Origin of the sequence: Pseudomonas sp. WP18, assembly GCF_036689585.1 — a bacterium.
Lineage (GTDB): Bacteria > Pseudomonadota > Gammaproteobacteria > Pseudomonadales > Pseudomonadaceae > Aquipseudomonas > Aquipseudomonas chlororaphis_E.
This window is the reverse complement of the sequence record NZ_CP144758.1, coordinates 1,512,045-1,538,242: the sequence shown is the minus strand read 5'-3', so window position 1 is coordinate 1,538,242 and position 26,198 is coordinate 1,512,045. Positions and strand designations below refer to the sequence as shown.

Annotated in this window: 27 protein-coding genes and 1 tRNA gene; 10 read left to right on the top strand and 18 right to left on the bottom strand. The window is 62.0% G+C overall.

Going from position 1 to position 26,198, the window contains the following annotated elements; translation table 11 throughout:
* Window positions 1-17: 17 nt before the first annotated feature.
* The 8 genes from V5F23_RS06815 to dapA all read right to left on the bottom strand — a co-directional run bounded on the left by V5F23_RS06815 (window position 18) and on the right by dapA (window position 6,484).
* A complete protein-coding gene (locus tag V5F23_RS06815; RefSeq protein WP_212803488.1) occupies window positions 18-1,652 on the bottom strand; it encodes a methyl-accepting chemotaxis protein in 1,635 nt (544 codons plus the stop codon).
* A 401-nt stretch (window positions 1,653-2,053) separates the two neighbouring features.
* The gene (locus V5F23_RS06810; RefSeq protein WP_123579511.1) at window positions 2,054-2,338 is read right to left on the bottom strand and encodes a type II toxin-antitoxin system RelE/ParE family toxin; all 285 of its coding nucleotides are present in this window, start codon (window positions 2,336-2,338) and stop codon (window positions 2,054-2,056) included.
* A gap of 10 nt (window positions 2,339-2,348) precedes the next feature.
* Window positions 2,349-2,582: a type II toxin-antitoxin system Phd/YefM family antitoxin gene (locus tag V5F23_RS06805; protein ID WP_221178971.1), complete on the bottom strand. Its 234-nt coding sequence runs from the start codon at window positions 2,580-2,582 to the stop codon at window positions 2,349-2,351.
* 213 nt (window positions 2,583-2,795) lie between these two features.
* Window positions 2,796-2,885: transfer RNA gene (locus V5F23_RS06800), tRNA-Ser, on the bottom strand.
* 83 nt (window positions 2,886-2,968) lie between these two features.
* Window positions 2,969-3,682: a phosphoribosylaminoimidazolesuccinocarboxamide synthase gene (purC, locus tag V5F23_RS06795; RefSeq protein WP_016963914.1), complete on the bottom strand. Its 714-nt coding sequence runs from the start codon at window positions 3,680-3,682 to the stop codon at window positions 2,969-2,971.
* 27 nt (window positions 3,683-3,709) lie between these two features.
* Window positions 3,710-4,468, bottom strand: a complete 759-nt coding sequence (locus tag V5F23_RS06790; RefSeq protein WP_042731975.1) for an MBL fold metallo-hydrolase — start codon at window positions 4,466-4,468, stop codon at window positions 3,710-3,712.
* A 4-nt stretch (window positions 4,469-4,472) separates the two neighbouring features.
* Window positions 4,473-5,588: an outer membrane protein assembly factor BamC gene (gene bamC / locus V5F23_RS06785; protein WP_042731974.1), complete on the bottom strand. Its 1,116-nt coding sequence runs from the start codon at window positions 5,586-5,588 to the stop codon at window positions 4,473-4,475.
* 17 nt (window positions 5,589-5,605) lie between these two features.
* Complete coding sequence (gene dapA / locus V5F23_RS06780; RefSeq protein WP_042731973.1) at window positions 5,606-6,484, bottom strand: 4-hydroxy-tetrahydrodipicolinate synthase; 879 nt, start codon at window positions 6,482-6,484, stop codon at window positions 5,606-5,608.
* 317 nt (window positions 6,485-6,801) lie between these two features.
* Here dapA and V5F23_RS06775 point away from each other — a divergent pair, with 317 nt between their 5' ends.
* The gene (locus tag V5F23_RS06775) at window positions 6,802-7,362 is read left to right on the top strand and encodes a glycine cleavage system protein R (RefSeq protein WP_003184325.1); all 561 of its coding nucleotides are present in this window, start codon (window positions 6,802-6,804) and stop codon (window positions 7,360-7,362) included.
* A 10-nt stretch (window positions 7,363-7,372) separates the two neighbouring features.
* The gene (locus V5F23_RS06770; RefSeq protein ID WP_042731972.1) at window positions 7,373-7,846 is read left to right on the top strand and encodes a peroxiredoxin; all 474 of its coding nucleotides are present in this window, start codon (window positions 7,373-7,375) and stop codon (window positions 7,844-7,846) included.
* Window positions 7,847-7,984: 138 nt separating this feature from the next.
* Here V5F23_RS06770 and V5F23_RS06765 read toward each other — a convergent pair whose 3' ends face one another.
* Together V5F23_RS06765 and V5F23_RS06760 are read right to left on the bottom strand one after the other, a co-directional pair.
* Complete coding sequence (locus V5F23_RS06765) at window positions 7,985-9,055, bottom strand: AI-2E family transporter (protein ID WP_042731971.1); 1,071 nt, start codon at window positions 9,053-9,055, stop codon at window positions 7,985-7,987.
* A 30-nt stretch (window positions 9,056-9,085) separates the two neighbouring features.
* Window positions 9,086-9,325, bottom strand: coding sequence for a sulfurtransferase TusA family protein (locus V5F23_RS06760; protein WP_025212368.1), 240 nt, complete (start codon window positions 9,323-9,325; stop codon window positions 9,086-9,088).
* A gap of 98 nt (window positions 9,326-9,423) precedes the next feature.
* Here V5F23_RS06760 and V5F23_RS06755 point away from each other — a divergent pair, with 98 nt between their 5' ends.
* Entirely contained in the window at window positions 9,424-10,857 is a 1,434-nt protein-coding gene (locus V5F23_RS06755; protein WP_047739241.1) for a M48 family metalloprotease, read from the top strand.
* A gap of 139 nt (window positions 10,858-10,996) precedes the next feature.
* Here V5F23_RS06755 and V5F23_RS06750 read toward each other — a convergent pair whose 3' ends face one another.
* The 4 genes from V5F23_RS06750 to rpoE form a co-directional block, all read right to left on the bottom strand.
* Entirely contained in the window at window positions 10,997-12,427 is a 1,431-nt protein-coding gene (locus V5F23_RS06750) for a DegQ family serine endoprotease (RefSeq protein WP_042732346.1), read from the bottom strand.
* Between the two features lie 231 nt (window positions 12,428-12,658).
* Window positions 12,659-13,606, bottom strand: a complete 948-nt coding sequence (locus V5F23_RS06745; protein WP_042732347.1) for a MucB/RseB C-terminal domain-containing protein — start codon at window positions 13,604-13,606, stop codon at window positions 12,659-12,661.
* A gap of 13 nt (window positions 13,607-13,619) precedes the next feature.
* The gene (locus V5F23_RS06740; RefSeq protein ID WP_042732348.1) at window positions 13,620-14,207 is read right to left on the bottom strand and encodes an RseA family anti-sigma factor; all 588 of its coding nucleotides are present in this window, start codon (window positions 14,205-14,207) and stop codon (window positions 13,620-13,622) included.
* A 31-nt stretch (window positions 14,208-14,238) separates the two neighbouring features.
* Window positions 14,239-14,820 carry an RNA polymerase sigma factor RpoE gene (rpoE, locus tag V5F23_RS06735; protein ID WP_003172477.1) on the bottom strand — a complete coding sequence of 194 codons (582 nt, stop codon included), beginning with the start codon at window positions 14,818-14,820 and terminating at the stop codon, window positions 14,239-14,241.
* Window positions 14,821-15,379: 559 nt separating this feature from the next.
* Here rpoE and nadB point away from each other — a divergent pair.
* Window positions 15,380-16,996 (top strand): L-aspartate oxidase, encoded by a 1,617-nt coding sequence (gene nadB, locus V5F23_RS06730; protein WP_212803487.1) that lies wholly within the window; start codon window positions 15,380-15,382, stop codon window positions 16,994-16,996.
* Here nadB and V5F23_RS06725 read toward each other — a convergent pair.
* Both V5F23_RS06725 and V5F23_RS06720 read right to left on the bottom strand, forming a co-directional pair.
* Entirely contained in the window at window positions 16,965-17,417 is a 453-nt protein-coding gene (locus tag V5F23_RS06725; RefSeq protein WP_212803486.1) for a protein YgfX, read from the bottom strand. The genes nadB and V5F23_RS06725 overlap by 32 nt on opposite strands.
* The gene (locus V5F23_RS06720; RefSeq protein ID WP_042732111.1) at window positions 17,401-17,655 is read right to left on the bottom strand and encodes a succinate dehydrogenase assembly factor 2; all 255 of its coding nucleotides are present in this window, start codon (window positions 17,653-17,655) and stop codon (window positions 17,401-17,403) included. Before V5F23_RS06720 ends, V5F23_RS06725 begins: the two co-directional genes overlap by 17 nt.
* Before the next feature lie 149 nt (window positions 17,656-17,804).
* Here V5F23_RS06720 and V5F23_RS06715 point away from each other — a divergent pair, with 149 nt between their 5' ends.
* Window positions 17,805-18,746 carry a folate-binding protein YgfZ gene (locus V5F23_RS06715; protein ID WP_338497822.1) on the top strand — a complete coding sequence of 314 codons (942 nt, stop codon included), beginning with the start codon at window positions 17,805-17,807 and terminating at the stop codon, window positions 18,744-18,746.
* A 35-nt stretch (window positions 18,747-18,781) separates the two neighbouring features.
* Entirely contained in the window at window positions 18,782-19,603 is an 822-nt protein-coding gene (locus V5F23_RS06710; protein WP_042732113.1) for an HDOD domain-containing protein, read from the top strand.
* A gap of 29 nt (window positions 19,604-19,632) precedes the next feature.
* Here the strand turns inward: V5F23_RS06710 and V5F23_RS06705 are convergent, their stop codons facing one another.
* A complete protein-coding gene (locus V5F23_RS06705; protein WP_042732114.1) occupies window positions 19,633-21,024 on the bottom strand; it encodes a sensor histidine kinase in 1,392 nt (463 codons plus the stop codon).
* Window positions 21,017-21,688 (bottom strand): response regulator, encoded by a 672-nt coding sequence (locus V5F23_RS06700; RefSeq protein WP_042732115.1) that lies wholly within the window; start codon window positions 21,686-21,688, stop codon window positions 21,017-21,019. Before V5F23_RS06700 ends, V5F23_RS06705 begins: the two co-directional genes overlap by 8 nt.
* Before the next feature lie 447 nt (window positions 21,689-22,135).
* On the opposite strand from V5F23_RS06700, the gene V5F23_RS06695 reads away from it, so the two are divergent.
* From V5F23_RS06695 to V5F23_RS06680, 4 genes are read left to right on the top strand one after another with little or no spacing between them, the layout of a single operon-like run.
* Window positions 22,136-23,113, top strand: a complete 978-nt coding sequence (locus V5F23_RS06695; RefSeq protein WP_042732116.1) for a tripartite tricarboxylate transporter substrate binding protein — start codon at window positions 22,136-22,138, stop codon at window positions 23,111-23,113.
* Between the two features lie 55 nt (window positions 23,114-23,168).
* Window positions 23,169-23,630: a tripartite tricarboxylate transporter TctB family protein gene (locus V5F23_RS06690; protein ID WP_042732117.1), complete on the top strand. Its 462-nt coding sequence runs from the start codon at window positions 23,169-23,171 to the stop codon at window positions 23,628-23,630.
* Between the two features lies 1 nt (window position 23,631).
* Window positions 23,632-25,146 carry a tripartite tricarboxylate transporter permease gene (locus V5F23_RS06685; RefSeq protein ID WP_338497820.1) on the top strand — a complete coding sequence of 505 codons (1,515 nt, stop codon included), beginning with the start codon at window positions 23,632-23,634 and terminating at the stop codon, window positions 25,144-25,146.
* Window positions 25,139-26,176, top strand: a complete 1,038-nt coding sequence (locus V5F23_RS06680; RefSeq protein ID WP_042731923.1) for an AbrB family transcriptional regulator — start codon at window positions 25,139-25,141, stop codon at window positions 26,174-26,176. Before V5F23_RS06685 ends, V5F23_RS06680 begins: the two co-directional genes overlap by 8 nt.
* Window positions 26,177-26,198 lie beyond the last annotated feature (22 nt).

Genomic DNA, 26,198 nt, shown 5'->3' with positions numbered 1-26,198 from the left:
ATCCCGGGGCCACGGCCTCAAACGCGGAAACGCCCCGTCAATTGCGCCAGGTTCTTCGACAGGGTGGAAAGCTGCTGGCTGGCCTGCATGCTCTGGGCGGAATTCTGCGCCGCTTCGTTGGACAAATCACGGATATCGGAAATATTGCGGGCAATTTCCTCGGTGACACTGCTCTGCTCCTCGCAGGCGTTGGCGATCTGCGCAGCCATGTCGTTGATCCGCTGGATCGAGCCGCTGGTACCGCTGAGCACCTGATCGACCCCGGCGGCCTGCGCGACACTGTCGCGGGCCTTGCCGCTGCCTACCTGCATGGCCTGGACGGCCTTGGCGACGCCCGATTGCAGGCGTTCGATGCGAACCTGGATGTCCTTGGTCGAATCCTGGGTGCGCGCCGCCAGGGCCCTGACTTCGTCCGCCACGACAGCGAAACCGCGGCCCTGCTCGCCGGCCCGAGCGGCCTCAATGGCTGCGTTCAGCGCAAGCAGGTTGGTCTGCTCGGCAATCCCGCGGATGACCTCCAGCACGGCGCCGATGCTGGAAGTTTCCTGGGCCAAGGCCTCGATGGTAGACGACGCACTTTCCACTTCCTGGGCGAGTTGCCGAATCGAGTCGATGGTGCTGTTGACCACCTCGGTGCCCTCACGGGACTGGCTGCTGGCCTGCTGTGCGGCGTCGGACGCGCTCACCGCATTGTGGGCCACCTCGTGTACGGCGGCGCTCATCTGGGTCGCGGCGGTGCTGACCTGGTCGAGGGCGGCATGTTCACTGCTGATCAGTTGATCATTGGTCGCCGCCATCTTCGCCATGGCGCGTGCCGCTGAATCGACCTCACCGGACACCCGGCCCACCTCGGCAATCAGCGGTTGCAGCTTGTCGAGGAAACGGTTGAAAGCACTGCCGAGCTGGCCCAGCTCATCCGCCGAGCCCACCTCGAGGCGCCCCTTCAGATCGCCGCCGCCCTCGGCAATCTGCTCGACGCGGTGCAGCAAACGCCGCATCGGACGCAACACCACCAAGGGCAAGACCGCAATCAACACCATGCAGCCGAGCAACCCAATCAACAGAATGCCGCCCTGCTGCACTCCCACCGCTTCACCATGATCAATTGCCGCCTGCCCCTCGCGTTGCGACGCGGCATCCTCCAACTCACCGAGCTTGTCGATGGCATCGCGCATGGTATCGAACTTACTTTCACCCTCGCCGAAACTCAGGGCGCTGGCCGCCTGTGGATTGCTTGCCGCCTGCTCGACCACCTGCCGTGACAGTTGCGACCACTGGGCAAAGCGGTCATTGAACTGACTGACCAGTGCCATCGCATCGGCCCCCGGCTGCATCGCGGCGTATTTCTGCACGCGATCATAAGCCTGCTTCAGGTTGTCCCGATGACTGGCCCGCAACGCCTCCAGATGCTCCCCCGCATTGCCCCCCAGCAGGCTGCGTTCGGCGACAAACGCCTGGTAAAGGTCGCGATCGGCGTTGAGCAGCAGGCTGATCGCCGGCAGATAACGGTTGGTCAATTGCGTGCTCGACTCCGTCACCTGGCCAATGCCCCGCATCCCCGACCACCCCATCAACACCAGCAACAACGCCAGGAAAGCAATGGGCAGGGTGATTTTCCAGCGAAAGCCCAGATCGGCGAAGAACCGTGGCATGAGGTCACTCCTTTTTAGGGTATGTCTTACCTATCGGCAGGCAAGCCTTCTGCTAGAGAGACATTAGCGCAATTGTCACAGGGTGGTGACATGCACAGAGGATTACGCTGGGAATTGGCGTGGCGAGGGCGCTTGCCCCCCGCAGGGCTGTGAAGCGGTACCTTTAGTATTCGACCTTGAAGGGTCACGGCGGCATGCGGCGATGGGTATTCAGCAGGTGATCGATCTGGGCGAACTGCTGGCAAATCGGGTAGCGGGTAGCGTTGATCAGCGCTAGCCCCAAGTCCGTGGCGTTGTGACGAGATCACCGCCTGAAAATCAAACGCCAGAAACGAAAAAGCCCCTGAAATGTTCATTTCCAGGGGCTTGGTGCTATCAATTATGTCAAAACAAGAGCTTGGTCAGACTCGACGGTTGGCGACTTCATAAACTTCATCGTCGCGTCTTGCGCCTACACACAGGACCAAGATAATTTCGGTGCCGTTGATGCGATAGACGATGCGTACATCACCCGTCCGAATTCGGCGATAACCGGCAAGCGCTCCACGAAGGGCCTTACCGATCTTCTCGGGCTCTCCTTCTGAAATACGCTCGCGTATCACCTTCAGGATTTGTTTCGCCTTGGCATTGCCCAGCTGTTTCAAGTCATGTTCAACATCGGGGTGAAATCGGACGCTCCATTTCATTAGCTGCTGCCTACTTGAAGCAAGCCTCCATACTCTCAAGGCTTACCGTGTTCTGTTCGTCCAAGGTTGCCAGACGCTCGATGGCCAGGCGCTCGGCACGCAGATCCTCAAGCTCATCCTGCAGGGCTTGATAGGCATCTACGCCTACCAACACAGCAGCCGGCTCGTTGTCTTTGAAAATCACCAGGTGGGTGACCTCCCCACTGGTGACTTCCTTCAATTTCGCACTGAAACCGCGAACCATCGCGGTAGCGGAGACTGCCTGCTCAGCTCGGTCTAGAAGTGCACTCATGCGCTAGTTGCCTCAATTCATTTGTTAACGTCGCTGCTTAGGCGCGCACCCTGAGTATACGTAAAGTAATGCGCAAAACAATGCGCACTAGAATCACTCAAACCCGAAAAACGAAAAAGCCCCTGAAATGTTCAACCATTTCAGGGGCTTAATCGTATTCAATAATGGCGGAGAGATAGGGATTTGAACCCTAGGTACTGTCGCCAGTACAACGGATTTCGAATCCGTCCCGTTCGGCCACTCCGGCATCTCTCCAGTGGCGCGCATCATACCAGCACATTCGCCGGAAGCGAACCCCCGAGCGAAATTTTTTCCGTGCTATCAGATGCTTGCGTCGTTTACAGCGGCACACCCAGGCGTTGGGCGACTTCTTCGTAGGCTTCGATGACATCACCGAGGCCTTGGCGGAAGCGGTCCTTGTCCATTTTCTTCTTGGTGGCCTTGTCCCAGAGGCGGCAGCCGTCCGGGCTGAATTCGTCACCCAGGACGATGGAGCCGTCGCTGAATACGCCGAACTCGAGCTTGAAGTCCACCAGCAGCAGGCCGGCGTCGTCGAACAGCTTGCTCAGCACCTCGTTGACCTTGAGGGACAGTTCCTTCATGCGCGCCAGTTGCTCGGCGGTGCCCCAGCCGAATGCCACGACGTGGGATTCGTTGATGAACGGGTCGCCCTTGGCGTCGTCCTTCAGGAACAATTCGAAGGTGTAGGGGTTGAGCTTCATGCCCTCTTCCACGCCCAGGCGCTTGACCAGGCTGCCGGCGGCGTAGTTACGCACGACGCACTCGACCGGGATCATGTCCAGCTTCTTGACCAGGCATTCATTGTCGCCCAGCAGCTTGTCGAACTGGGTCGGCACGCCGGCGGCTTCGAGCTTCTGCATGATGAAGGCGTTGAACTTGTTGTTCACCATGCCCTTGCGGTCCAGCTGTTCGATGCGCTTGCCGTCGAACGCCGAGGTGTCGTTGCGAAACAGCAGGATCAAACGGTCGGCGTCGTCGGTCTTGTAAACCGACTTGGCTTTGCCGCGGTAGAGTTCTTCACGTTTTTCCATGATGGGCTCCGCTTGCTAAGTAGTGGGCTAGGCGATATGTCGCCAGTCGAGCCCTGAATCTTGATCGGCCAGTTGCAGCCAGTCCGGGTCGCACCCAAGGGTGTCGACAAAACATTGCCGGGCCAGCTGCGGCAGGTTGTTCTTGCTGCTCAGATGGGCCAGGACCAGGTGTTGCAGGCCTTGCCAGCCCAACTCGGCCACCAGGAACGCGGCCTGGTGGTTATTCAAATGTCCGTGTTCCCCGCCGACCCGCTGCTTGAGGAAGTACGGGTAGTACCCGCGCGCCAACATGTCACGACAGTGGTTGGACTCGATCATCAAGGCATCGAGATCGCGGTAACTGTCCATCACCCTGTCGCAATACGAACCCAGGTCGGTCAACAAGCCGAAACGCCGCTCGCCGTCACTGAACACATATTGCGTCGGCTCACGGGCATCATGGGCCACGCTGACCACACTGATGTCCAGGCAGCCGATGCGCAATTGCTCGCCACCGGCCACGAACCCCGCCGGTTCGATGGGCTTGCGCAGGCCGCCGAGAGTCCCACGGCTCAGGTACACCGGCAGATTGTAGCGCCGAGACAGCAAACCCACGCCATGCACGTGGTCGGCATGTTCGTGGGTCACGAGTATCGCGCTCAGTTGCGCCGGATGCACACCCAGGCGCAACAGGCGCTTCTCGGTTTCCCGCAGGGAGAAACCACAATCGACCAGCACATACGTACCGGCACTGGCGACCAGCGTGCCGTTCCCTTGGCTACCGCTGCCGAGAACGGCAAAACGCATCGGATCAGCCCAGGTTGTCCTGAATCACGCTCAACACTTTACGAGCCACTTCGGCCGGCGCCACGGTGTTGATGTTCTTCTCGACGGTCACCTGGACGCTGTCACCCACCTTGCTCAGGCGAACCTGATAGCGCTCGGCACGGGCTTCAACTTCTTCCTTGTCCGGCTTGCTGCCGAACAGGCCACTGAAGAAGCCCGGCTTCTCGTCTTTCTTCTCGGCTTTTTCGGCGAGGTTGATGTAGTACAGGCCCAGGCTGCGGTTGATATCTTCAACTCGCCATTCGCCCTGCTCCAATGCACGGCCAACACTCGACCAGGCACGGTCCAGGTCGGAGCCGACGTTGAGCACCGGGTTGCCGCTGCCGTCTTCGCTCAGGCTGACGCGGCTTGGCGTGTCGTAGTCGCGGGTGGCGAGCATCGAAACCGAACCACCCTGCTCGGCGGTACGGCTCATGCTGGCCAGCATGTCATCGACCAGTGCTGCGTCGAGGCCGGTGTTGACCGAACGGTTGGTGAAGGCCACGTCGGCGGTGCTGCCGGCAGGACGCTCGGCGCTGACGACATAGATTTCACTGGTGTTGCGCTGCACGCCAGGCTCGATGCGCACCCGCACGCGGGTTTCGGCGTCGGATGCGACACCGGCGGCGCTCAGGCGCTTGCCCATGGCCGCGGACAGTTCATCGGCGCGCTGCCAGGTGGTGGTGAATTCGCCGGTCTGCGGGCGTTGTTCATCCAGGCGGAAACCGTTGTCCTGGAAGAACTGGATTGCCACGGGCCAGACTTCAGCCGGTGGATGCTGGCCCATGACCCAGCTGGAATCGCCACTTTTCTGCAAGGTGTAGTCGCTGGCCTCGGCCACGGCCGACAGCGGCTGCGGGCGTGGGACGACGTATTCGCCCTTGGCGGTGTCGTCGGCAACGTTGCGCGGGATCGGCAGCAGCGGATCCAGGCGCTTGGCGACGTTGACGTCTTGCGGCAATTGCATCGGTGCAGTCTGTTGCGCCTGCAGGTAATCGCTACCACGGTCGCGGAAGTAACCTTCCGGCCCCCAGATCCATCCGCAGCCGCTGGTGCTGGAGATAATCAAGGCAAGTGCGGAAAGTCCGGCCATTCGCTTCATGCGTTGTACTTCCTCAATTAAACCAGGACGCCGGACTGGCGCATGGCCTGCCGCAGCGGTTCATGACAGGTGTTGCTCAGCCAGGTCAGTGGCAGGCGGATACCCTCGTGCATCAGGCCCATTTCGACCAAGGCCCATTTCACCGGAATCGGGTTGGCCTCGATGAACAGGTCCTTGTGCAGCGGCATCAGTTTTTCGTTGATGGCCCGGGCGGTCTCGGCGTCGCCCTTGAGCGCGGCCTCGCACAGGTCGGCCATTTCGCGCGGAGCGACGTTGGCAGTCACGGAGATGTTGCCCTTGCCACCCAGCAGGATCAGCTCGACGGCGGTCGGGTCGTCACCGGACAGCACGAGGAAATCCTCGCTCACGCCATCGAGAATCGCCTTGGCGCGCTTCATGTCGCCCGTGGCTTCCTTGATGCCGATGATGTTCGGCACGGTGGACAGGCGGATCACCGTCTCGGCCTGCATGTCGCAGGAGGTGCGGCCGGGAACGTTATAGAGGATCTGCGGGATGTCGACGGCTTCGGCAATGTGCTTGAAGTGCTGGTACAGGCCTTCCTGGGTCGGCTTGTTGTAGTACGGGACAACCAGCAGGCAGGCATCGGCGCCGGCTTCCTTGGCATTGCGGGTCAGTTCGACGGCTTCGCGGGTGGAGTTGGCGCCGGTGCCGGCGATGACCGGGATGCGACCATTGACCTGCTTGACCACGGCCCGGATGACTTCAATGTGTTCGTTGACGTCGAGGGTGGCCGACTCGCCGGTGGTGCCGACGGCGACAATGGCATGGGTGCCGTTTTCAAGGTGGAAGTCCACGAGTTTGCTGAGGCTGGCCCAGTCAAGATGCCCTTGTGCATCCATGGGTGTGACCAGTGCCACCATACTGCCCGCAATCATGAAACCGCTCCTGCCGGAAAAAGAGAGCGGTAATGGTACTGGCGCCAAGATGCTTGTACAAGCGAACTACCATTCCCCTTGGCGATGGTTTTCGCTACCCTTCAGGCTTTGATCGGTACCGATAAGCTCGTACGCCGGTTTCCAGCCTCCGTTTTCGTCGCCACAAGCCCCGATCCTGCGTTTGTCCCGGTCCGTTGCTGCCATCGCGGAACACGGCGCAACCCCGGACACTGGGCCTGGGCCGTGCGCTTTTCCGGGGCCTGGCGCCGTACCGGGCTGTAAAAAGTACCGACCGCTCATCGCTTTAGGAATGCTGCATGTCCACCCCCACAGTCCGCGAACAATTCCTTGTTATCAGTGCCCTTGGCGCCAACCCCATGGAGCTGACTAACGTCCTGTGCCGCGCCAGCCATGAAAATCGCTGCGCCGTCGTGACCTCACGCCTGACCCGTCACGGCGAATGCAGTGCGCTCGTGCTGGAAATTTCCGGCAGCTGGGACGCCCTCGCTCGCCTGGAAGGCAGCCTCCCCGTGTTGGCGAAGAAGCACGCCTTCACCGTCAACGTGGTGCGCAGCGCCGCGTTGGAGAACCGTCCCCAGGCCCTGCCCTACGTGGCCTACGTGAGCTCGGCCTACCGCCCGGACATCATCAACGAGCTGTGCCAATTCTTCATGGACCACCACGTCGAGCTGGAAAACCTGACCTGCGACACCTACCAGGCACCCCAGACCGGCGGCACCATGCTCAATGCCACGTTCACCGTGACCCTGCCGGCCGGCACCCAGATCAGCTGGCTGCGCGATCAGTTCCTGGACTTCGCCGACGCGATGAACCTGGATGCGCTGATCGAACCGTGGCGTCCACAAAACCCAATGTAAGGAAGCGTTCATGGCCGTTGCCGTCGACCAACCGGTTACCGATTTCCAGGCGCCCGCCACCAGCGGGCAGACCATCAGCCTCGCGGCCCTGAAAGGCAAGCAGGTGGTGATCTACTTCTACCCGAAGGACAGCACGCCAGGCTGCACCACCGAAGGCCAGGGGTTCCGTGACCTGTACCCGCAGTTCCAGGCCGCCAACACCGAGGTGTTCGGCGTCTCCCGGGACAGCCTCAAGTCCCACGAGAACTTCAAGTGCAAACAGGAATTCCCGTTCGAGCTGATCAGCGACAAGGACGAAGCCGTTTGCCAGCTGTTCGATGTGATCAAACTGAAAAAGCTCTATGGCAAGGAATACCTGGGCGTGGATCGCAGCACCTTCCTGATCGACAAGGACGGTGTACTGCGCCAGGAGTGGCGTGGTGTGAAAGTGCCGGGGCATGTGGATGCGGTGCTGGCGGCGGCCCAGGCGCTCGACAAGGCCTGAAATTCTCACTGCCCTGTACTGGCGCCATCGCGAGCAAGCTCGCTCCCACTATGGATTGGTGGTGTTAATCAATCCCTGTGGGAGCGAGCTTGCTCGCGATGGCGCCATCAACCTCACCGACTCATTCAGATGTGACCGCTACAACAACGGCGCCACCACCGGCTCCTTGCTCGGCCACGCATCCAGCACGGCCTTGAACAGCGTCGCCAGGGGAATGGCGAAGAACACGCCCCAGAACCCCCACAACCCGCCGAACAGCAGCACCGCGCAGATGATCGCCACCGGGTGCAGGTTCACCGCCTCGGAAAACAGCAGCGGCACCAACACGTTGCCATCCAGGGTCTGGATGATCCCGTAGACCGCCATCAGGTAAATGAACTGATCGCTCCAGCCCCACTGGAACAGCGCAATCAGCGCCACCGGCACGGTGACGACGACGGTGCCCACGTACGGCACCACCACGGAAACTCCCACCAGCAAGGCCAACAGCGCCGCGTAGTTGAGCCCCAGGGCCACGAAGCCGATGTAGGTCACGCCGCCGCAGATGAAAATCTCGATGACTTTGCCGCGAATGTAATTGGCGATCTGGCGGTTCATTTCCTGGGCCACCCGAGTGATCAGCGTGCGCTCGCGAGGCAGGTAGCCCCGGACCCAGCGCCCGATCATTTCCCGGTCCTTGAGAAAGAAGAACACCAGGATCGGCACCAGCACCAGGTAAATCATGATGTTGACCAGCAGCGGCAGGCTGGACAGTGAAAACGTCAGCGCCCACTGACCGAACTTGCCAATCTGCCCGCGCACCACCTCGATGGTCTGCAGTACCTGCTCGTCGGACACCAGGTGCGGATAACGCTCGGGCAGCAGCAACAGCAGCGACTGCCATTTGGCGAGCATCCCCGGCAACTCGTTGAACAGCGTCACCAACTGGTGCCAGAGCAGCGGCACGATCACCACGATGAACAGCACCAGCAAGCCCATGAACAGGGCGAACACCAAGCCGACGGCCACGGCGCCCGGCAAACGCAGGCGCTCCAGGGTGGTGACCAGGCCCTGCATCAGGTACGCCAGCACCATCCCCGCCAGCACCGGTGCCAGCATGCCGCCCAGGGTGAGCACGGCGGTGAAGGCCAGGAACAGCAGGACAGCCAGGACCACCGCCTCCTCATCGGAGAAGTAGCGTTGAATCCAGTCGCGTAACACCTTGAACATTAAAAATCCTTAAGAAGCGTCATCGATTGCTCAGGCCTTTTTCAGCCAGTAACGGTAAACGCCGTTATCGTCTTCTTCACGCAGCAGCGTATGACCGGCCAACCGAGCGAAGGTGCGGAAATCACGCTGGGAGCCCGCATCCGTGGCGGTCACCTTGAGCACCGCGCCACTGGCCAGCCGATTGAGTTCCAGCTTGGCCTTGAGCAACGGCAACGGGCAGTTCAGGCCGCTGGCGTCCAGTTCGGCATCGTGGGCTACAGCATCGGTCATCGGTTCACTCCGCGGCAGGTCGTTGAGCCGCCTAGAATATCTGGTCCCGGGCCCGGTGTCCGGCTACAGTAAGGTCTTTGTCGACTAAGGCTTCGTGCATGACATTTCTGCGCCCCACCCTGCTGACGCTCGCTTGCCTGCTTGCCTCACCGGGCTTCGCCGACGACCTGCCGTCACTTGGCGACGCCAGTTCTGCCATCGTCTCGCCGGAACAGGAACACCAGCTGGGTCGCGCCTGGCTGGCCCTGTTGCGCAGCCAGGTGTCCCAGCTCAACGATCCACAGCTCAAGGATTATGTTGAAACCAGCGTCTACAAGCTGGTGGAAACCAGCCAGGTCAATGACCGGCGCCTGGAGTTCATCCTGATCAACAGCCCGCAACTCAACGCCTTCGCCGCGCCGGGCGGGATCGTAGGGGTCAACGGCGGCCTGTTCCTCAACGCCCAGACCGAAGGCGAATACGCCTCGGTCATGGCGCACGAACTGGCGCACTTGTCGCAACGCCACTTCGCCCGCGGCGTCGAAGCCCAGCAGCGCATGCAAGTGCCGATGATGGCGGCGCTGTTGACCGGCATCGTGATCGCCGCCGCCGGTGGCGGTGACGCCGGCATCGCCGCCATCGCCGGGACCCAGGCAGCCGCCATCCAGGAACAGCGGCGCTTCTCCCGCCAGAATGAACAGGAGGCCGACCGTATCGGCATCCTGAACCTGGAGAAGGCCGGTTACGATCCGCGCTCCATGCCGACCATGTTCGAGCGCCTGATGCGCCAGTACCGCTTCGACGCCCGGCCTCCGGAGTTCCTGCTGACTCACCCAGTGACCGAATCCCGGATCGCCGACACCCGTAACCGCGCCGAACAGGCCAAGCCGGGCGGCATCGAGGACAGCGTGCGTTATCAACTGATTCGCGCACGCGTCCAGTTGATCTACGAAGAAACCCCGGGCCTGGGCGCCAAGCGCTTCCGGGCGCAGCTGGATGAGAACCCGAAGAACGACGTGGCGCGCTATGGCCTGGCGATCGCGCAGATCAAGGGCGGCCAATTGAACGAGGCCCGGGAAAACCTCAAGCCGCTACTGGCCAAATCACCCAACGAAATCATCTACAACCTGGCCCAGGTTGACCTGGACATCACCAGCAACAAGCTGGCCGACGCACAATCGCGCGTCGACCGGATGCTGACGCAATACCCAGGCAACTACCCCCTCAACCAGGTACGGGTCGACCTGCTGCTCAAGCAAAACCGCCCCGCCGACGCCGAGAAGGCCCTGGAAACGCTGCTCAAGTCCCGCCCGGACGACCCGGACGTTTGGTACATGGTGGCCGAGACTCGCGGCTTGTCGGGCAACATCATTGGCTTGCATCAGGCGCGTGCCGAGTACTTCGCGCTGGTTGGCGACTACCGCCAGGCCATCCAGCAACTGGACTTCGCCAAACGTCGCGCCGGCACCAACTTCCCGCTGTCGTCACGCATCGACGCCCGGCAACGGGAGCTCATGGAACAGGAACGCATGGTCAAGGACATGATGGGGTAAGGCTGCGACGCCAGGTTTACGGCCCAGCACAGCTCCCACAGGGTCATGGGCTCGTCACCCATCTGCGTGGCAGGCAGTATTTACCACGCATAAAAAACCGCCTCTCTTGAGGCGGTTTTTTCATTGCGGCGCTAACCGGTCATTCGGCCAGCTTGAAGGTGATGAAACTCGCACGTCCCTGACGCAGGACCCGCATCGACACCGAGCGATTCTTCGGCAGTGCCTTGGCGATATCGGTGAACTCCTTGGCCGAACCGATGGCCTGGTTGTTCAGGTGAGTGATGATGTCGCCTGGTTGCAAGCCGATCAGGGCCGCAGGACCGTCCTGCACTTCCTTGATCACCACGCCGCCCTGAAGCTCCAGGGTGCGCTTCTGCTCTTCGGTAAGCTCGGCCACTGCCACGCCCAGTCGATTGCTGCTGCGCTCGACACCGGATTTGGTCTGCGAATCCAGCTCCTTGCCTTCCTCGGGAATGGCCCCGACGGTCAGTTCGACATTCTTGCGCTTGCCTTCGCGGATCACTTCCAGATTGGCCTTGGCACCGGCCTTGAGGGCGCCCACCAGGTGCGGCAGGTCGGCGGACATGATGATCGGCTGGCCGTTCATGCTCAGGATCACGTCACCCACTTGCAGGCCGCCTTTGGCCGCCGGCCCCCCTTCCTGGATCTGCGCCACCAGCGCACCGGCTGGTTTTTCCAGCCCGAACGACTCGGCCAGGTCCTTGTTCACTTCCTGGATGACGACGCCCAGCCAGCCACGGCTGACCTTGCCTTCGCTTTTCAGCTGGCTCGACACGTCCATGGCCACGTCGATCGGGATGGCGAAGGACACGCCCATGAAGCCGCCCGACCGGGTGTAGATCTGCGAGTTGATACCCACCACTTCACCGGCAAGGTTGAACAGCGGGCCACCGGAGTTACCCGGATTGATCGGCACGTCGGTCTGGATGAAGGGCACGTAGTTCTCGTTCGGCAAGCTGCGCCCGATGGCGCTGACAATGCCTTGGGTCACGGTGTGGTCGAAACCGAACGGTGAACCGATGGCCACGACCCACTGGCCGGCCTTCAGGTCCTGGGATTTACCCAGTTTGAGCACGGGCAGGTCCTTGCCGTCGATTTTCAGCAAGGCCACGTCGGAGCGTGGGTCGGTGCCGATCAGCTTGGCCTTGAGTTCACTGCGATCAGCCAGGCGCACCAGGATCTCATCGGCGTCGGCGATCACGTGGTTGTTGGTCAGAATGTAGCCATCAGGCGAAATGATGAAGCCGGAACCCAGGGATTGCGCCTCACGCTGGCGACCGCCACCCGGCGACCGCGGTTGCGGCGGCATCCCGCGCTCGAAGAACTCGCGCAGCATCGGCGGCAGGCCTTCGAGGTCCGGCATCTGCTGGTCCGATACCCGACGATCCGGCAACTTCTGGGTCGTACTGATGTTCACCACTGCGGGCGACGCCTGCTCGACCAACTGCGTGAAGTCAGGCAACTCGGCTGCCACGGCAGGGACAGCCTGGCCGAGCACAAGCACGGTGGCAAAGATGGAGAGATAGGTTTTCAAGCGTGGTATCGACATACGGCTCCCGTTACGACGAGCATGGTTAAGCGATATGGAGCAAGCAATACCAGGGAAAGATACGCCGGTATTTTTGTTCCGCAAACAGACAAGGCCAGGGCCGAGCGGCTCTGACCTAATAGAAAAAAAACCGTGTTTTTGCAAATGAAAATGCTGACAGGAAGTTTCGGCATTTCGATCAGACCCCGGCGCCATCAGCCTTTCGCGCATTCAGGCCACCCAGCCAATACGCTACTGGGTCGCCGTGACATCGGAACGCATGGACAGCGCGATCCGCTCCGCCGTCCCGATGGGAATCTCGCCAACCACCGTGACCATCATTTCGCCCTGGGGCGTGGTGAGTCGACGGGAGACGGCGGCCGTCGGGCCGAGCTGAGTACGGGTATCGGTGGCGTTGGCGCCATTCAATGGCTCAAGGAACACCGAGAAGCGCGCCAAGCCATCGTCGTACATCAGGCTGTTGACCAGGACCTTGGTGTCCGGGTCCTTGCGCGCGGTACTGCTGGCCAACTCGAAGCCCGGCGGCAGCCAGTCCGAGTGCCAGGAGGCTTTCACCGCAGCGGCCTTGTCCGGGTCCTGTGCAACCACCTTACAATCAGCCGAGGCCTGCAAATCGGCCTCCGCCGGCGCGGCAACATTCATGCGCGTGAACTGGAACCGTTCGAGCAGTTGCCCCTTGTCATTGAGCAACAAGGACTTGAGCGGCAACCCCGTCTCTTTGTCCAGGTGAAGTTCGAAGCCGTAGCGATGCTGGTCCTTGGGCGTCAACGCAACGATGACCGCCGGACGCCCAGCCACACGCGACTTGCCAATGACGGCAAGGTCATACCAATTCTTGAGTTTTTGCGGATCGAGCGCCCTTGCAGTGCCGTCTGGCGTATTGCCCAACCCCGCGATCAGGGAGCCGCTGACGCATTGAGTCCGTCCATCAATGCGCACGACTTCCTGTGCCGAGCCGTCGAGCTGGAGTAGCCGCTCGCGGACCTTGCCATCCTGGACACGATGCCAGATGTTGTGGGTAGAGAAACTACCGTTGCGCTCGTAAACGAAAGTGCCCTGGAAGCTTTGTTGCTGCTCGGCCTGGCCCAGGCGGTTCAACCAGTCCTGAGCCTCATCGGCATAGGCTGGAACCGTACACCAGCCTCCCAGCAACAGCGCGAATAAAGGTATGGCGCGCAATGGTCGTCCTTAATTAACGGTTTTCCATACTGGCTGCACGGGCATAGGGCAGCGCGCTTTCAGTACCCTTCAAGGCAGCTTGCTGGGCATGCTGACGCAGGTAGTTAGGCAGACGCTGGTCATGCCAGCCAGGTTGGCCTTGCAGCACACCGTTGGTCATCGGACCTGCAGCTTCCGAACCTTCGCTGTAGCCGGCCAGCACTGCCGGGCCCTTGACCTGTGGAGCGGCGAGGCCAGGCTGGGTGGACTGCTGCGCCATTTGCACGCCGGCAATCTCATCCTGGTTGTACAGGCGCACACCGGCCAGTACGGCTACGGTGACCGAAGCGGCAACGGCCAGGCGACCCAGGCTGCGCCATGGTCCGCGGGAGGCTTTTGCCGGTACGGCTTCGTCAGCCAATGCAGAAGAAACGGCCGCAGCGATGTCCAGGCGCGGAAGCAGCAGGTCCTTGTGCATTACAGCCCGAGCGATCTGGTAACGAGCCCAGGTCTCACGGGTTTCAACATCGTCAAAGGCATTCAATACCCGACGCAATTCCAGTTCGTCCGCTTCGTTATCCATCACTGCGGACAGCGATTCCTGCAGGGCTTCACGACTCATGGCGTTCCTCTCTTGGCTATCGCCGCTGTCTTTAGTTTTCCTGCAACAACGGTTGCAGGGCTTTATCGATGGCCTCCCGAGCGCGGAAGATCCGGGAGCGCACGGTACCCACCGGACATTGCATGACGCTCGCAATGTCCTCATAACTCAGACCGTCGAACTCGCGTAAAGTTAAAGCCGTACGCAAATCTTCGGGCAGTTGCTGGATGGTTCGGTGGACAGTGCCCTCGATCTCATCCCGCAGCAATGCGCGTTCCGGGGATTCGAGGTCCTTGAGGCCGTGATCGCCATCGTAGAACTCTGCATCTTCAGAACTTACATCGCTATCCGGCGGCCGGCGGCCGCGTGAAACCAGATAGTTTTTCGCCGTGTTGATGGCGATGCGGTAAAGCCACGTGTAGAACGCGCTGTCGCCGCGAAAATTACCAAGTGCACGGTAGGCCTTGATGAAGGCCTCCTGAGCAACATCCTGCGCTTCATGGGTGTCGTGCACGAACCGCACGATCAACCCGAGAATTTTGTGCTGGTATTTCAGCACTAGCAGATCGAAAGCTCGCTTGTCGCCGCGTTGTACGCGCTCAACCAGCTGCTGATCCTCTTCCTGGGTTAGCATGAACACTCCTCGATAAGCTCGAAGGAGGCTTGCATTACTAATTGTCCGGGCTTGCAAACATAGACTCGGGCTTTTCGCAAAAGTTCTCCCCCTTCCAAGCAAGTTTCCGGCGCGCTCTGATCTCGGCACGCACGAAAAACGCAGCACGAGATTCCCCGGCTGCGCGAATAATCTATCGCCGGGCCTGTCGGCAAGGACTTCAATCGAAATCCTGCACACCCAACGCTGCTCCCTTTTGCAGACAACCGTCTATTGAACGTAGGCGCCTGGCAAAAGTTCCCTCTATTTTATAGCGCTGTGAAGTGGACATTGGCCAACCGTGACGGGATAAACCACGCTCTGTCCTCGAAACGGCCGCCTTGTTGCCCACCCATGCGAAACCGCGATCCGACGAAGCGTGCCGCTGTTCCACCACACTGGTACCACATTGCCATGATTCGCCCGGCTATTGTGCCGGTCCCCCCCTCTATATACTAGTGGGCTGCGTGGCTGCGTGACCCGATGAAACGGTGTCCTGCGCCAACCCCGACCCGGGTCGCCTTGAGCGGAAACCATTCGAATGAGCCAACAGTTCCAACATGATGTTCTGGTAATCGGCAGCGGAGCCGCCGGTTTGAGCCTTGCCCTGACCTTGCCGGAGCATTTGCGCATCGCCGTGCTGAGCAAGGGCGACCTGGCCAACGGCTCGACATTCTGGGCCCAGGGCGGCGTCGCGGCCGTCCTGGACGATACCGATACCGTCGAGTCCCATGTCGACGACACCCTCAACGCTGGTGGCGGCCTGTGTCACCCGGACGCGGTGCGCTTTACCGTCGAGCACAGCCGGGAAGCCATCCAGTGGCTGATCGACCAGGGCGTGCCATTTACCCGTGACGAGCACTCCGGCAACGAAGACGGCGGTTTCGAATTTCACCTGACCCGCGAAGGCGGCCACAGCCATCGACGGATCATCCACGCGGCCGATGCCACCGGCGCGGCGATCTTCAAGACATTGCTCGCCCAGGCCCGGCAGCGGCCGAACATCGAGTTGCTGGAGCAGCGCGTCGCGGTCGACCTGATTACCGAAAAGCGCCTGGGCCTGGAGGGTGATCGTTGCCTGGGCGCCTACGTGCTCAATCGCGGCACCGGCGAAGTCGACACCTACGGCGCGCGTTTCGTCATCCTGGCCTCCGGCGGGGCCGCGAAAGTCTACCTTTATACCAGCAACCCCGACGGCGCCTGCGGCGACGGCATCGCCATGGCATGGCGCTCGGGCTGCCGGGTGGCGAACCTGGAATTCAACCAGTTCCACCCCACCTGCCTTTACCACCCGCTGGCCAAGAGTTTCCTGGTGACCGAGGCCCTGCGTGGCGAAGGGGCCCACCTGAAGCTGCCCAACGGTGAACGCTTCATGCAGCGCTTCGACCCGCGTGCCGAACTGGCGCCCCGGGACATCGTCGCCCGGGCCATCGACCATGAAATGAAGCGCCTGGGCATCGATTGCGTCTACCTGGACATCAGCCACAAGCCCGAAGCCTTCATCAAGAGCCATTTCCCGACCGTCTACGAGCGTTGCCTGGAGTTTTCCATCGACATCACCCGGCAACCGATCCCGGTGGTGCCGGCGGCGCACTACACCTGCGGTGGCGTGATGGTCGACCAGCAGGGCCGCACCGACGTGCCGGGCCTGTACGCCATCGGCGAAACCAGCTTCACCGGCCTGCACGGCGCCAACCGCATGGCCAGCAACTCGCTGCTGGAATGCTTCGTCTACGCCCGCTCGGCGGCGGCAGACATCCTGCAACAGTTGCCACAGATCGCCATCCCCGCCGCCCTGCCCTCGTGGGACGCCAGCCAGGTCACCGATTCGGACGAAGACGTGATCATCGCCCACAACTGGGACGAACTACGGCGTTTCATGTGGGACTACGTGGGGATCGTGCGCACCAACAAGCGCCTGCAACGGGCCCAGCATCGGGTGCGCTTGCTGCTGGATGAAATCGACGAGTTCTACAGCAACTACAAAGTCAGTCGCGACCTGATCGAGCTGCGCAACCTGGCCCAGGTGGCCGAACTGATGATTCGCTCGGCCATGGAGCGCAAGGAAAGCCGAGGGCTGCATTACACCCTCGACTACCCGAACCTACTGCCCGAGGCACTGGACACTATCCTGGTGCCGCCCACCTACGTCGACTGAACCTGAGCCGCACCCGCAGGCGCCGATGAACATCCGGCGCCATCGCGTCGCGCGGCACGCACAGCGAGCGGACCCGCCACTCGCCCCGCAGGCGAAAACGCAGCACGACGATCATCGGCAACGCCAGGCTGTCGGGGCGCAACTGCACCGCCCGCCAACCGTGAGCCGGGCTCCACAGGTGCCAACCGGCCGCATCGTAACGCAAACCACTGAAGGCCTGTCGATGGGTCAACAAGAGCTGTCGCGGCAGGACCCAGGCGCCATGGGCCAGGCACAGCACCACGCCAAGCGCTGCCAACGGGAAAGGGACAGACAGGAGACACAACGAACCCAGGGCGACAGCCTGGGCCAGCAGGTAGGCCGCCAGCAGTTGCCTGGAGGCCTGCCAGCGGCATTCGAAGCGGTTACTTTGGCTGGACACGGTCCAGAATCATCCGAACCATGCGCTGCAGCTCTGGATCGTCGGATTCGCTACGCTCCATGAACCAGCCGAACATGTCCTGGTCCTCGCATTCGAGCAGGCGGACATAGCACGCGCGGTCCGTTTCATTGAGATGGGGATAGACCTCTTTCACGAACGGCACCAGCAACACGTCCAGCTCAAGCATGCCGCGACGGCTGTGCCAGTAGAGGCGATTCAGTTCAACATCTTCGACCATGGAGCGCTCCTCAAATAGAGCGCAAGTATACAGGCCCCGCCGTGGTGGAACAGACAGCATTGGTCGGCCACGACCGTTCCTTTGTGAACTACCCATTTCAAGGGCGCCCCCTTATGATGTCCACCAGACTTTTTACCCTGCGATGTCCCATGGCTGATTCCGCTTTTTTCTGCACCCTGTCCCACGAAGGCGTTCTCGCGGTCCGCGGCGTGGATGCCGGCAAATTCCTGCAAGGTCAATTGACCTGCAATCTCAACTACCTGAGCGACAGCCGTGCCAGCCTTGGTGCCCGCTGCACCCAGAAAGGCCGGATGCAATCGAGCTTCCGCATCCTGCTCGAAGGCGACGGCGTGCTGATGGCGATGGCCAGCGAGCTGCTCGAGCCTCAACTGGCGGACCTGAAAAAATACGCCGTGTTCTCCAAATCCAAACTCACCGACGAAAGCCTGGCCTGGGTTCGCTTCGGCCTGGAAAACGCCGACGACGTGCTCGCCGGCCTGGGCCTCGAACTGCCGGCCGACACCGACAGTGTGGTTCGCCATGAGTCGCTGATCGCCGTGCGGGTTTCCCCCGGCCGTGCTGAACTCTGGGCCCGCGCCGAGCAGGCGCCAGCGCTCAGGAGCCAACTGGCCGCGGCACTCGCCGAGAAAGACCTGAACCCGTGGCTGCTGGGCCAGGTCCGCGCCGGTATCGGTCAGGTGATGCCGGCCACCCGTGAGCTGTTCATCCCGCAGATGCTCAACCTGCAAGCCGTTGGCGGCGTGAGTTTCAAGAAAGGTTGCTACACCGGCCAGGAAATCGTCGCCCGCATGCAGTACCTGGGCAAGCTCAAACGGCGCCTGTATCGCCTGCAACTGGACGCCAGCGAACTGCCGGAACCGGGCACGGCGCTGTTCTCCCCGACCCACGGCAGCTCCATCGGCGAAGTGGTGATGGCTGCGCGAGCCGAGCAAAACATTGAACTGCTGGCGGTGTTGCAGGCCGAAGCAGCGGAAGATGGCAACCTGCACCTGGGCGCCCTGGAAGGCCCAACCCTGCAGTTGCTCGACTTGCCTTACGAGTTGGACCGCGACCGCGAGATCCAGCGCTGATCGCAGCCTTTGTCGCAACACCCTAGAGAACCGAAATGAGCGATTTGGCGGAGAAGGTCCAACGGGATTTGGTGGAGGCCATCGATAACGATGACCTGGTGTTGCCAACATTACCGGAAGTGGCCCTGCAGATTCGCCGGGCCGCTGAAGACCCGGAAATCAGCGTAAGCAACCTGAGCAAAGTGATCGGTCGCGACACGGCGCTTTCGGCTCGCCTGATAAAAGTGGTCAACAGCCCGCTGCTTCGCGCCACCCAGGAAGTCACCGACCTGCACACGGCCATCACCCGGCTTGGCGTCAACTACAGCAGTAACCTGGCCATTGGCCTGGTCATGGAGCAGATTTTCCATGCCCGCTCCGAGGTGGTCGAACAGAAAATGCGCGAAGTCTGGCGCAAGAGCCTGGAGATCGCCGGTGTCAGCTATGCGCTGTGCCGCGGCTACACGCAGCTCAAGCCCGACCAGGCGGCCCTCGGTGGGCTGGTGCACCAGATCGGCGTGCTGCCGATCCTGACGTACGCGCAAGACAACAACGAATTGTTGTCCGACCCCGTCAGCCTCAACCATGTCATCGAGACGATTCATCCGGTGCTGGGGGACAAGTTGCTCAGTGTCTGGGAGTTTCCAGAGAGGCTGGTGAAACTGCCGGGCTTGTACCTGGATTTCACCCGGGATACCCGGCAGGTCGATTATGTCGACCTGGTGCAGGTCGCTGCGCTGTATTGCTACAGAGACACCGACCACCCTCTCGGCAAGATCGATGTGTTTGCGGTGCCGTCCTTCAAGAAGCTGGGCATCGACCTGGACAACAAGGATCGCTGCGCGCACATCGAAGAAGCGCGGTCGATGTTTTACTAGCGAGCCGGGTGCGCCGAAGCGCATTGGAATCAGTCCGAGCCCGGTACAAAACTCACCCGCACCTTCAGCCCCCGCTCCTGCCCATCGTGCAGGGTGATCTGCGCCAAGTGAGCGCGGCAGATCTCACCGACGATCGCCAACCCCAGGCCGGACCCGGCCACTTGCTGGTTGCGACGATAGAAGCGCTCGAACACCCGATCGCGCTCGTGCAGGGGAATGCCAGGGCCGTCGTCCTCAACTTCCAGCACCGCCGGCGCGGTGACCCGCAGGATCACGTTGCCGCCCGATGGGGTATGCGCCAGGGCGTTATCCACCAGGTTGCTCAGCAACTCGTTGAGCAAGGTCGGCTCGCCCCGCAGCCACACCGGCTCATCGGCTTCCAGCGCCAACGCCACACCCCGGGCATGGGCCAGCGGCGCCATGGCCATGCCCAGCTCCCGGGCCAGCTGACTCATGTCGAGCAACTGCGCGCCGCCCTCGGCGATGGCGCGGGCGCCGTTTTCGACGCGGGCCATGGACAACAGCTGATTCGCCAGATGGGTCAAGCGGTCGGTGCCTTGGGCGGCGGTTTCCAAGGTTTCACGCCAGGTCGCCGGCTCACTGGCGCGCAAGCCCAGCTCCAGGCGGGCCTTGAGCGCGGCCAACGGTGTGCGCAGTTCATGGGCGGCATCGGCAATGAATTGCGCCTGGCGCTCGAACTGCCCGCGCAGCCGCTCGGTGAAGTGGTTGAGGGCCCGCACCAGGGGCCAGAGCTCATGCTGGACTTCCACCAGCGGCAGCGGACGCAAATCGTCCGGCTGGCGCTCCTCCACCGCCGTACGCAAGCGCTCCAGTGGACGCAATGCGGCACTGACCGCGAACCACACCAGCAGCAACGCCCCCACGGCCAGCATCCCGAGGCGCAGCAAGGTGTCGGCCATCAGGCTGCGGGCCATGCTGACCCGCGCCTCTTCGGTCTCCGCAACGCGAATCTCCGCCATGCCGTTCATGTTCGGCTCGCTCACGGCTTTGAGCAGGCTCACCACCCGCACGTTCTGGCCCTGGTAACTGGCGTTGTAGAAGCGCGCCAGGGCCGGGTAATCGTCGGTGCGTGGCGTACCGGGCGGCGGGCCGGGAAGGTTTTCATAGCCAGAGATCAACTGCTTGTTGATGTCATTGACCTGGTAATAAATGCGCCCGGCGCTGTCATAGGCGAAGGTGTCCAGGGCCACATAGGGCACGTCCGCGCTCAGGCTGCCATCGCGCTGGGAAAGCCCCGCGGCGATGGTTCGGGCCGAGGCCAGCAGCGTGCGGTCATAGGCGGTATCCGCGGCTTCGCGACCGTTCCAGTAGGCGCTCAGGCCGCTGGCGAGCATCAGCACCACCAACAGCAATGCGAGGTTCCAGAGCAACCGCCAGCGCAGGCTGTCGGGCTTATGCATCGCGGTTTTCCAGCAGGTAGCCCAGGCCACGGAACGTCACGATGGCGACGGCATGGCCATCGAGTTTCTTGCGCAGCCGGTGGACGTAGATCTCGATGGCATCCGCACTGGCTTCTTCGTCCAGGCCAAATACCTGGGCGGCCAACTGCTCCTTGCTCATCACCCGCCCCGGCCGGGCGATCAACGCCTCCAGCACCGCCTGCTCGCGGGATGTCAGCGTCAGCAGTTCATCGTCGAGGGTGAAACGACGGGTGTCCAGGTCATACACCAGCCCACCACAGCGCTGTTGGCGTTCGCCGCCCAGGACACTGCGCCGCAACAGCGCCTTGACCCGGGCCTCCAGCTCGGTCAGTTCAAAGGGCTTGGCCAGGTAATCGTCGGCCCCCAGGTTCAGGCCGTGGACGCGGTCCTTAACGTCGCTGCGGGCGGTGAGCATCAGCACCGGCAGGGTCTTGCCGCGAGCCCGCAGGCGCGCCAGCACTTCGAAACCGTCCATGCGCGGCAGCCCGACATCGAGGACGGCCACGGCGTACTCCTCGCTGCTCAAGGCCAGGTCTGCGGCCACGCCATCGTGCAGCACATCGACGGTCAAACCGGTGCTCTTGAGCGCCTGGGCAACGCTTTCGGCAAGCTGCAGATGGTCTTCGACGAGCAGAACACGCATGGGTTATTCCTCGATTCAGGGATGGCCGACGCCATTCTTTGGCGCGGAGTTTACAGCCGCAACGCCCACTGTGAAGCCAAAAAACAGCCTGAAAGGTATTGAAAGGTTAGCGAAAGGTTGGGCCGTTAGAGTCCCAGGACGGACAGTTTCGACTGCCGGTCGCGATGCGGATCGCGAACGAAAAACGCCTCGAAGCGTTTTCGCCGATAAGAACAATAAAAGCGGAGTGTTCATCATGCTGTCCATGCAGCGTCAGGCCACCGTGCCAGCCCACCTTTCCCGCTTCCAACAGACCGTCCTGGCCAGCTTCACTGCTGCCCGGCCTGCCGTTGTTCCATCGCGCCCCTCCCTGCCACGACCTGTGTCGGCCATCCTCGATGAGCAAGGCAAGGAGCCGGCATCGCCCCCTTCGTACCACACACAACAACAACTCCTGTGGAGACAATAATGAGCCTATCACTGCGTAAAGTCGTCCTGGCCGCCGGCTGCCTGATGTTCGCCGGGCAGTTGCTCGCCGAACCCAAGCGCCCCGAATGCATCGCACCGGCCTCCCCCGGCGGCGGTTTCGACCTGACGTGCAAGCTTGCGCAAAGCGCACTGGTCAACCAGAAGCTGCTGACCAAGCCGATGCGCGTCACCTACATGCCCGGTGGCGTTGGCGCGGTGGCCTATAACGCCGTGGTCGCCCAGCGCCCGGCGGACGCCGGCACCCTGGTGGCCTGGTCCAGCGGCTCGCTGTTGAACCTGGCCCAGGGCAAGTTCGGTCGCTTCGACGAAAGCGCCGTGCGTTGGCTGGCCGCCGTCGGTACCAGCTATGGCGCCATCGCAGTGAAGAGTGATTCGCCCTACAAGACCCTCGATGATCTGGTACAAGCCCTGAAGAAAGATCCAGGCTCAGTGGTCATCGGCTCCGGCGGCACCGTGGGCAGCCAGGACTGGATGCAGACCGCACTCATCGCCAAGGCCGCCGGGATCAACCCTCGCGACCTGCGCTATGTGGCCCTCGAAGGCGGCGGTGAAATCGCTACTGCCCTGCTCGGCGGGCACATCCAGGTCGGCAGTACCGACATCTCCGACTCCATGCCCCATATCCAGAGCGGTGACATGCGCCTGCTGGCCGTGTTCGCCGAAAAACGCATCGACGAGCCGGAAATGAAAGACATCCCGACCGCCAAGGAACAAGGCTACGACATCGTCTGGCCGGTGGTGCGCGGCTTCTACCTCGGGCCAAAGGTCAGCGACGAAGATTACGCCTGGTGGAAAGACGCCTTCGACAAGCTGCTGGCCTCCGAAGAGTTCGCCAAGCTGCGAGACCAGCGCGAGTTGTTCCCGTTCGCCATGACCGGCCAGGAACTGGACACCTACGTGAAGAAGCAAGTCGCCGATTACAAGGTGCTGGCCAAAGAGTTCGGCCTGATCCAGTAACCGTCTCTGTTCGCGCGGCGGCGTCGGCTACCCCGACGCTGCCCAGGAGTTAGTCATGCTCACCCTTCAACGTATTTTTGCGGCGGTGCTGTTGCTGGCCTGTGTTGGCCTGGCACTGATGGCCTGGCCTTACCAGGCGGCTTTTTCTTATGAACCCGTTGGCCCACGCGCCTTTCCCCTGCTGATGCTTGGGCTGATGGGCCTGGCTTTGTTGTACATGCTGTTTCGTCCCGCACCGGTCATACACAGCGACGAAGACCCGCAACTGGACCGCGAAACCCTGCAGAAAATCGGCATCTGCATAGCACTGCTGCTGGTGTTCGCCGGCACCTTCGAACCTTTGGGCTTCATCCTCGCCAGCATTTTGGTCGGAGTGCCGATGGCACGCCTGTATGGCGGCCGTTGGGTGCCGAGCGTGGTGATCATCAGCCTGATGGCCATTGGTCTGTATCTGTTGTTCGACAAGCTGATGGACGTCCCCCTGCCCCTCGGCCTGCTCGACGTCCTGGAGAATTGATATGGATACCCTGAATTATCTCGGCCAGGGTTTTGGCGTGGCACTGACGCCTTACAACCTCGTCACCGCATTGACCGGCACCTTGATCGGCACCGTGGTCGGTTTGTTGCCGGGTCTGGGCCCGATCAATGGCGTGGCACTGCTGATCCCGATTGCATTCGCCCTTGGCCTGCCGCCGGAGTCGGCGCTTATCCTGTTGGCCGCCGTGTACCTGGGTTGCGAATATGGCGGGCGCATTAGCTCGATCCTGCTCAACATCCCGGGCGAAGCCTCCACCGTGATGACCACCCTCGACGGCTACCCGATGGCGCGCCAAGGCCTGGCCGGAGTGGCGTTGTCACTGTCGGCGTGGAGTTCGTTCATCGGTGCGTTCATCGCCACCTGCGGCATGGTCCTGTTTGCCCCGCTGCTGGCCAAATGGGCAATTGCCTTCGGACCGGCGGAGTATTTCGTCCTGATGGTGTTCGCCATCGTCTGCCTGGGTGGCATGGCCGGCGACCGTCCCCTCAAAACGTTTATCGCAGCGCTGATCGGCCTGTTCCTGTCCAGTGTCGGGATCGATGCCAACAGCGGCGTGTACCGCTTCACCGGTGACAACATCCACCTGACCGACGGGATCCAGTTCGTCGTGCTGGTGCTCGGCCTGTTTTCCATCAGCGAGATCCTGTTGCTGTTGGAGAAAACCCACCGCGGCCAGGAAGCGGTGAAAGCCACCGGGCGGATGATGTTCAACTTCAAGGAAGCGGCATCGGTGTTTGTCGTGAACCTGCGTTGCGGCCTACTCGGTTTCATCATGGGCGTGTTGCCGGGCGCCGGCGCCACCCTCGCCAGTGCCGTGGCCTACATGACCGAGAAGCGCATCGCCGGTGCCAGCGGCACGTTCGGCCAGGGCGACAAGCGTGGCCTCGCCGCGCCGGAAACCGCCATCGGTGGCGCAGCCTGCGGTGCGCTGGTGCCGATGCTGACCCTCGGCGTTCCCGGCTCGGGCACCACGGCGGTGATGATCGGCGCGCTGTCGCTGTACAACATCACCCCTGGCCCGTTGCTGTTCCAGCAACAGCCGGACATCGTCTGGGGCCTGATCGCGTCGTTGTTCATCGCCAACGTCATGCTGGTGATCCTCAACATCCCGATGATCCGCGTGTTCACCCGCATCCTGGCGGTACCGAACTGGGCGCTGGTACCGGTCATCGCCATCATCACCGGCATCGGTGTCTATGCGGTGCACGCCACCACGTTCGACCTGTTCCTGATGATCGGCATCGGCATCTTCGGCTACATCCTGCGCAAGCTGGACTTCCCGCTGTCACCGGTGCTGCTGGGCTTTATCCTGGGCGGCCTGATGGAGCAGAACCTGCGGCGTGCGTTGTCGATTTCCAATGGCGCACTGGAGATCCTCTGGTTGAGCCCGATCACCTTCGGTTGCTGGATCCTGACGGCGATCATGCTGTTCATGCCATTGTTGCGGTTCTGGCGTCGTCGCGCCGCCCAACGACGTGCCCTGGCCAATGTCTGAGGCGACTTTTAGACAATGGTGGGGAACACCGCTGGTCGGCCTGGCCGGCGGTTACCTGGCCAGCCTGGTTGGCTGGCCCTTGCCCTGGATGGTCGGCTCGTTGCTGGCGATCATCCTGGTGCGCTGCCTGACACCCTGGCAGTTGAAGGAAATCCCCGGCGGCCGCAAATGCGGCCAATGGGTAGTGGGTATCGGAATCGGCCTGCACTTCACGCCCCTGGTGATGGAGCAGGTCCTGGGCCACTTCGGCCTGATTTTTTTTGGCGCGCTGATCACCAGCGTGTCCAGCGGGGTGAGTGTCTGGCTGATGCGCCGCACCGGCGAGGACCGCGCCACCGCTTTCTTTTCCAGCATGCCGGGCGGCTCCGGCGAAATGGTCAACCTTGGCGCCCGTAACGGCGCCGATCTGAGTCGCGTCGCCGCGGGCCAGAGCTTGCGGGTGCTGGTGGTGGTGCTGTGCGTGCCCGCGGCGTTCAAGTACCTGTTGGGCGAAGGCTCCCCGGTACAACATGCCACGACCGTGGACTGGCTCTGGTTGGCGCTGCTGTTTCCAGCCGGCGCCCTGCTCGCCTGGGTCTGGGAGCGCCTGCGCCAACCCAACCCGTGGCTGTTCGGGCCGCTGCTGGTGAGCGCGGCAGTGAGCATCGGCTGGGACCTGCACATCGGCTTGCCCCACGGCGCCAGCCAGATTGGCCAATGGCTGATCGGCAGCGGCCTGGGTTGTCATTTCAACCGACAGTTCTTCCGGCGGGCGCCGTCGTTCATGGGCCGCACCCTGATCGGCACCGTGTTGACGATGCTGATCGCCAGCCTCGCGGCCCTGGGCCTGAGCACACTGACCCACCTGGACCTGCGCTCACTGACCCTCGGCATGATGCCCGGCGGCATCGCGGAAATGAGCTTGACGGCGGAGACGCTGCAATTGTCGGTGCCGTTGGTGACGGCGTTGCAGGTCATGCGACTGTTGTTCGTGCTGTTTCTGGCAGAACCGTTGTTCCGTTACTGGATACGGCGCCAGGGGCAGGCCTGATTGCCTGGGGTGTTTTCTTCGC